The 6009-nt window shown below is 67.3% G+C and carries 7 protein-coding genes and 1 pseudogene; 7 read left to right on the top strand and 1 reads right to left on the bottom strand.

Annotation, left to right across the window (positions count from 1 at the left end):
* Positions 1 to 41: 41 nt before the first annotated feature.
* Genes J4O73_RS21900 through J4O73_RS21920 form a run of 5 tightly spaced genes read left to right on the top strand, consistent with a single transcriptional unit; the run spans position 42 to position 4452 of the window.
* The gene (locus J4O73_RS21900; RefSeq protein ID WP_426220846.1) at positions 42 to 644 is read left to right on the top strand and encodes a cupin domain-containing protein; all 603 of its coding nucleotides are present in this window, start codon (positions 42 to 44) and stop codon (positions 642 to 644) included.
* Positions 645 to 654: 10 nt separating this feature from the next.
* Complete coding sequence (locus J4O73_RS21905) at positions 655 to 1557, top strand: SMP-30/gluconolactonase/LRE family protein (RefSeq protein ID WP_426220848.1); 903 nt, start codon at positions 655 to 657, stop codon at positions 1555 to 1557.
* The gene (locus J4O73_RS21910; protein WP_426220850.1) at positions 1497 to 2438 is read left to right on the top strand and encodes a VOC family protein; all 942 of its coding nucleotides are present in this window, start codon (positions 1497 to 1499) and stop codon (positions 2436 to 2438) included. The genes J4O73_RS21905 and J4O73_RS21910 overlap by 61 nt, the downstream gene beginning before the upstream one ends.
* A gap of 44 nt (positions 2439 to 2482) precedes the next feature.
* The gene (lgt, locus tag J4O73_RS21915) at positions 2483 to 3385 is read left to right on the top strand and encodes a prolipoprotein diacylglyceryl transferase (protein ID WP_426220851.1); all 903 of its coding nucleotides are present in this window, start codon (positions 2483 to 2485) and stop codon (positions 3383 to 3385) included.
* On the top strand, positions 3382 to 4452 hold the full coding sequence (locus J4O73_RS21920; RefSeq protein WP_426220853.1) for a class I SAM-dependent methyltransferase: 1071 nt from the start codon (positions 3382 to 3384) through the stop codon (positions 4450 to 4452). The genes lgt and J4O73_RS21920 overlap by 4 nt, the downstream gene beginning before the upstream one ends.
* Before the next feature lie 28 nt (positions 4453 to 4480).
* Here the strand turns inward: J4O73_RS21920 and J4O73_RS21925 are convergent, their stop codons facing one another.
* Positions 4481 to 4654: a hypothetical protein gene (locus tag J4O73_RS21925; protein WP_426220855.1), complete on the bottom strand. Its 174-nt coding sequence runs from the start codon at positions 4652 to 4654 to the stop codon at positions 4481 to 4483.
* A 134-nt stretch (positions 4655 to 4788) separates the two neighbouring features.
* Here J4O73_RS21925 and pgeF point away from each other — a divergent pair, with 134 nt between their 5' ends.
* Both pgeF and J4O73_RS21935 read left to right on the top strand, forming a co-directional pair.
* On the top strand, positions 4789 to 5571 hold the full coding sequence (gene pgeF / locus J4O73_RS21930) for a peptidoglycan editing factor PgeF (RefSeq protein ID WP_426220856.1): 783 nt from the start codon (positions 4789 to 4791) through the stop codon (positions 5569 to 5571).
* Between the two features lie 247 nt (positions 5572 to 5818).
* Positions 5819 to 6009 (top strand): annotated as a pseudogene (locus J4O73_RS21935) (porin family protein); the annotation flags it as partial.

Here is a 6009-nt window from a genome sequence, read left to right on the forward strand (position 1 = left end):
CTGGATTGCTTCGCTGTCGCTCGCAATGACGGAGCTTGTTCGTGACCGACCGTTTCAGCCGCCGCCAAGCGCTCGCCCTGGCGGCCGGCGCAGCCCTGCCCCTCGCTCCACCCTCCCCCGCGACGGCGGCCGGCAACCCGGCGCCGCGAGCCACGTTGCCCGGACGAAAGCCCGATGCGGCACAAGGAGCGACGATGAGCGAGCCGACCCCTCCCACGATGGCCTATTGGCACGTCTACACCGACGCGGACGGGGTCAGCCGCCAGACGAAGTGTGAACTGACGCGGTTCAAGTTCGAAGGCGTGGATCCGCAGACCGCGCCGCAATGGAACGACAAGCAGGAGAAGACCCAGGCCGGCGTCACCTTCACCGTCCTGCCCGTAGGCTGGGTCGGCGAATGGCACGAGAATCCACGCCCGCAATGGATCGCGATCCTCTCCGGCCGCTGGTTCGTGGAGACCATGGACGGCACCCGCGTCGAGATGGGACCGGGCGAATTGATGATGGGCGAGGACCAGGGCACCCGCGAGCGCGACGGCAAGAAGGGCCACCTCTCCGGCACGGTCGGCGACGAACCCTGCGCGATGATCGTGACCGGTCTCGATGTGACGCCGACGATCAATCAGCCCGGCCGCTTCAAGTGAGCCCTGCACCATGGACCGGTATGAGCTGACCCAACCTCGCTTCAAGAAGCTCGTCCTCCCGAACGCGTATCTCGAGACGCTTGCGGAGGGTTTTCGCTGGACCGAGGGGCCGGTCTGGTTCGGGGATCGCGACGAGCTTCTCTTCTCCGACCTGCCGAACAACCGCGTGATGCGCTGGAGCGAGAGCGGGGGCCTCAGCGTCTTTCGGCAGAATAGCGATTTCGAAAACGGCCACACTCGCGACCGCGAGGGACGGCTGATCTCCTGCTCGCACAGGGGCCGCCGCATTCACCGCACCGAGCTCGACGGGAGCATCACCCCTCTCGTCGAACGGTACGAGGGCAAGAGGCTCAACTCGCCCAACGACATCGTCGTGAAATCGGACGGCACAATCTGGTTTACGGACCCGCATTACGGGATTCAGACCGATTACGAGGGTGGGAAGCAGGAGGCGGAACTGCCCGCCAACGTCTACCGCTTCGATCCGCGGGACGGCTCGCTGATCGTGGTCGCCGACGATTTCCAGGGACCGAACGGCCTGTGCTTCTCACCGGACGAGCGCCGCCTCTACATCGTTGAGACGGGCATCCAGTTCGCCACGCAACCCATTCAGCACATTCGCATGTTCGATGTGCGGGATGACGGGCGGCTGGCGGGCGGACGAGTGTTCTGCACCATCTCTCCCGGCAATGCCGACGGCATCCGCTGCGACGAGGAGGGCAACCTCTGGTCGAGCGCGGGCGATGGCGTGCATTGCCTCGATCCGGGCGGCGAGTTGCTCGGAAAGATCCTCGTGCCCTCGACGGTCGCGAACTTCACCTTCGGCGGGCGCAACCGCAGCCGGTTGTTCCTATGCGCGACACGGAGCGTCTACGCCATCTTCACGAATGTGCGCGGGGCAAGCCGTCCGTGAGCGGCGTGCGGGCGATCGTGCGGTTCGACAGAACCGTTGCCGATCTCGACCGGACGGAAGCGTTCTATCGCGACCATCTCGGTTTCGTGCGTGAGGGGGTGCCCGAGCCGATCCCGTCTGCCGAAGCCGAAGCGCTGGGTGTGTCGGGGCGTTGCCTGCGGATGCGGCTCGGGGCGCAGCATGTCGCCTTCGTGCAGCCGGATGCGCCGGGGGCGCCCTACCCGGCCGAGGCGGATGCGACCGATCCGGTGTTCCAGCACCTTGCCATCGTCGTGCGAGACATGGCGGTAGCGAGCGCGGGACTCTCCGCGACGCCGATCAGCCGGGGTGGTCCGCAGGTGCTGCCGCCCTCAACCGGAGGCGTCATCGCCTACAAGTTTCGCGATCCCGATGGGCATCCCCTCGAGTTGATCCAATTCCCCGGAGGCACGGCCGCCCGGCGCTGGGCCGATGCGCCGGGCGTGTTCCTGGGCATCGATCATTCCGCCATCACCGTCAGCGACCTCGATCAGACGATCGGCTTCCTCACCGATATCCTGGGCCTCACCCTCTCCGACCGGAGCTTGAACCAGGGATTTAAGCAGGCTCGCCTCGACGGACTCGATAACCCGGTGGTGGATGTGGTCGCCGTCGCGCCGCCCGATCCGGCGCCGCATGTGGAGTTGCTGCATTACCGGCAGCCTGCGCGGTCAAACCCTTTGAAGGTTTACGGACCCGCCGATCTGGCGAGCACGCGTTTCGTCTTCTCGGGAGACGATCCCACGGCCATCGCGAAAACGTTACGCGGCGCAGGCTATGCGCCGCGCCTCTCCTTCGATGGCAGCGCCTGCTTCGTCGCGGGGCCGGACGGGCATGGCTTCCTGATCCTGCACCGGGGTTGACGCCGCAGGCCGGCGGCGCCACTCCCCGCGCGGAGATTACACCGATGCCCCTCCTCGCCCTGCCCTTCCCGGCCATCGACCCCGTCGCCATCGCGATCGGGCCGATCACCATCAAATGGTACGCCCTGGCCTATATCACCGGGCTGATCGGCGGATGGTTCTATGCGCGCCGCCTCGTCATGGCGGACCGGCTCTGGGGCGTCGTGAAGCGACCCGTTCCGGCCGATATCGACGACCTCGTCGTGTGGGTGGCCCTTGGCGTCGTCCTGGGCGGGCGCATCGGCTACGTGCTCTTCTACAATCTGCCGATGTATCTCGCCGACCCAATCGAGATCCTGGCGATCCGTAACGGCGGCATGTCCTTCCATGGCGGGTTCCTGGGGGCGATCCTCGCCTTCCTGCTCTTCGCCCGCTCGCGTGGACTGAACGGCTACACCCTGCTCGATATCGGCGCGGTGGTGGTGCCGATCGGCCTGTTCTTCGGCCGCATCGCCAATTTCGTGAATGGCGAGTTGTGGGGCCGGATCGCTCCGGATTTCCCCTACGCGATCGTGTTCCCGACCGGCGGGCCCCTGCCCCGTCATCCGAGCCAACTCTACGAGGCGGCGACCGAGGGGCTGCTGCTCTTCATCGTCATGGCGATCTGCGCCTACCGCTTCGGCTTCCGGAAGCCCGGCCTGCTCGGTGGAATCTTCGTGCTGGGCTACGCCCTGGCGCGCACGGGATGCGAGTTCTTCCGCGAGCCCGATGCGCAGCTCGGCTTCCTGTTCGGCAAAGGTCTCGGCCCCATGGGCGGGGGCGTGACCATGGGAATGCTGCTCTGCGTGCCGATGGCGCTGGTCGGCCTGACCTACATCGTACTCGCAGCGACAGGGCGCACCCGCCCGAAGAAGACCGCCGCCCCGGAGACGGTCGAGGAGGCGCGGGCGACGCGCGCCGGGGCGTGACACCCCTCGGGCGCGAGATCGCGGCCATCATCCGCGAAACCGGTCCCATCGGGATCGATCGCTACATGGCCCTTTGCCTCGGACATCCCGTCCACGGCTATTATCGGACCCGCGATCCCCTCGGCGCACGGGGCGACTTCACCACGGCCCCCGAGATCACGCAGATGTTCGGGGAGCTCGTCGGGGCTTGGGTGGCCTTTGTGCATCGCGCCATAAGCGCATCTGAGCCGCTTGTCCTCGCGGAGCTCGGCCCGGGACGCGGCACGCTGATGGCGGACGCCCTGCGGGCGCTCGCCGCCGCCGCCCCGGGTGTCCGCATCGCGCCCCATCTCGTCGAGACGAGCCCGGTTCTGCGCAAGGCGCAGGAACAGCGTCTCGCCGGATCCGGCGCGACGTGGCACGACGTAGCCAACGCCTTGCCGGATGGCCCGGCGATCATCCTCGCCAACGAGTTCTTCGATTGCCTGCCCGTGCGGCAGTTCGTGCGCACCGCAGGCGGCTGGCACGAGCGGCTCGTCGGACTTGGTCAGGACGGCGATTTCGTCTTCGGTCTCGCGCCCGATCCCGCGCCCGGCCTCAAGGCGGAGGCACCCCAAGGCGCCGTGGTGTCGGTGCCGGGGCCTGGTCTCGATCTCGTCCGCAGCCTTGCCCGGCGGGTCTGCGCCCAGGGCGGCGTGGTGCTCATCTTCGATTACGGGCATGCGCGCCCCGGCTTCGGCGACACGCTTCAGGCTCTCTCCGGCCACACCTTCGCAGACCCCCTCGCCGCTCCGGGCGAGGCGGACCTCACCTGCCACGTCGATTTCGCGGCGCTGGCACTGGCGGCACGCGAGGCGGGCGCGGCCATCCATGGGCCAGCGGATCAAGGAGATTTCCTCGCGGCGCTCGGCCTCCACGAGCGTGCGGCACGGCTACGCCTGCGGGCCGATGATCATCAGGCCGAGGCGATCGACGCCGCCGTAGCTCGCCTGACAGATTCGCGGCCCGAGGGAATGGGGCGGTTGTTCAAGGTCATGGCCCTGTCAGCCCCCACCCTCGGGCCACTGCCCGGCCTACAACCCGGCTAGATCGCGGGAGATCCGGGCTTGGTCCGCCTCAGCTCTCGAACGAGCTGAAGCCGGATGTCGTCTCTTTCAGCGCCTTCGGCTGATCATCGTCCGATTCCTCGCTCTTCGTCGGGATATCGGTGCGCGGAACCGGAGCCCTGAGGGCACCCGGGACCTTGTGCGGCGCAGAGTCCTCCGGGCGTGTATCGTCCGTCTGACGCATGCGGTCCTCCTAGGTTGGGAGCCGGCCGGAGCCGACCACATCAACTTAATGCGGCATCGCAGCATTGGTATGTCATCGCCAGCTGGGGTGCGTTGCGCTATCGCAGCGTCGCAGGTGTGGGCGAGGTCGTATCCATGAGCGCAGGACAATTTATCGAAGCGCCGGAATTGTCCTCGTATCCGGCGATCCGCCATGCCTTCTTCACTCGCCAGGGTGGCGTGTCCGGGGGACTCTATGCCTCCTTGAACGGCGGGCTGGGCTCGGGCGATGCCCCGGAGGCTGTCGCCGAGAACCGCAGCCGGATGTGCGCGGCCCTCGGCCTGCCCACAGACCGGCTGGTGAGCCTGTATCAGGTCCATTCCGCCGACGTGGTGACTGTCGAGGCGCCCTTTCCCACGGCGGAACGCCCGAAGGCGGACGCGATGGTGACGCGGGTTCCGGGCCTCGCGCTCGGTATCGCCACCGCCGATTGCGGGCCGATCCTCTTTGCCGACCCGGTCAACCATGTGGTCGGCGCCGCCCATGCCGGGTGGAAGGGGGCGCTGACGGGGGTGATCGAGTCGACCGTCGCCGCGATGGAGCGTCTCGGTGCAGACCGCGCCTCCATCGTCGCCGTACTCGGGCCGACCATCAGCCAACCCAATTATGAGGTGGGGCCGGATTTCATCGCGCGCTTCACCGCCGAGGCACCTGGGATGGAGGGCTTTCTCGCCTCCGGCCAAAGACCGGACCACGCGCAATTCGACCTTCCGGGGTTCATCCTCGCACGGCTCAAGGGAGCCGGGATCGGCGAGGCGGCGATCCTCGACCTGTGCACCTATGCCGACGCGGAACGGTTCTACAGCTTCCGGCGCACCACCCATCGCGGTGAGCCCGATTACGGGCGCCTGATCTCCGCTATCTCACTTGCGAAGTGACGCGGGTTCCACCCGGACCAGGGGGTGCGACAACTTGTCGGGGATACGACCGCAAAAAAAGCGTGGCGGCAATCGAACCTTGACCATTCGGGTGCGTTTAGACGGTCAAGGTTACGGGGATAAAGGCGGACCGTCGCAAGGGACTGCATCAGCAGTTGGCGGGCTCGCACAGCGAAAAGCAACCTCGGAACCGCTGGATCAACCAGTTCGGGCAGGCGCTGCCGGCCCACCAGTGAGGACCGTACGAATGAAAGCCCTTCTTCGCGCCACGACCGCCCTCGTCGGCCTCGCCGGCATGACCGCCGCCGCCTCGGCCGCCGACCTTCCGCGCCGCGCTGCGCCGCCGCCGGTGTTCACGCCGGTGCCGGTCTTCACCTGGACGGGCTTCTACGCTGGTTTCAACGCCGGTTACGGCTTCGACGCCTCCTCCAGCCGCGG

The sequence above is a fragment of the Methylobacterium sp. NFXW15 genome (genome assembly GCF_049887755.1).
Lineage (GTDB): Bacteria > Pseudomonadota > Alphaproteobacteria > Rhizobiales > Beijerinckiaceae > Methylobacterium.

What these genes read in the sequence shown, in the direction of transcription:
- lgt (WP_426220851.1), top strand. Translation starts at nt 2,483, where the DNA reads ATGCCCCTCCTCGCCCTGCCCTTCCCGGCCATCGACCCCGTCGCCATC.
- pgeF (WP_426220856.1), top strand. Translation starts at nt 4,789, where the DNA reads ATGAGCGCAGGACAATTTATCGAAGCGCCGGAATTGTCCTCGTATCCG.
- J4O73_RS21910 (WP_426220850.1), top strand. Translation starts at nt 1,497, where the DNA reads ATGCGCGACACGGAGCGTCTACGCCATCTTCACGAATGTGCGCGGGGC.
- J4O73_RS21925 (WP_426220855.1), bottom strand. Translation starts at nt 4,654, where the DNA reads ATGCGTCAGACGGACGATACACGCCCGGAGGACTCTGCGCCGCACAAG.
- J4O73_RS21905 (WP_426220848.1), top strand. Translation starts at nt 655, where the DNA reads ATGGACCGGTATGAGCTGACCCAACCTCGCTTCAAGAAGCTCGTCCTC.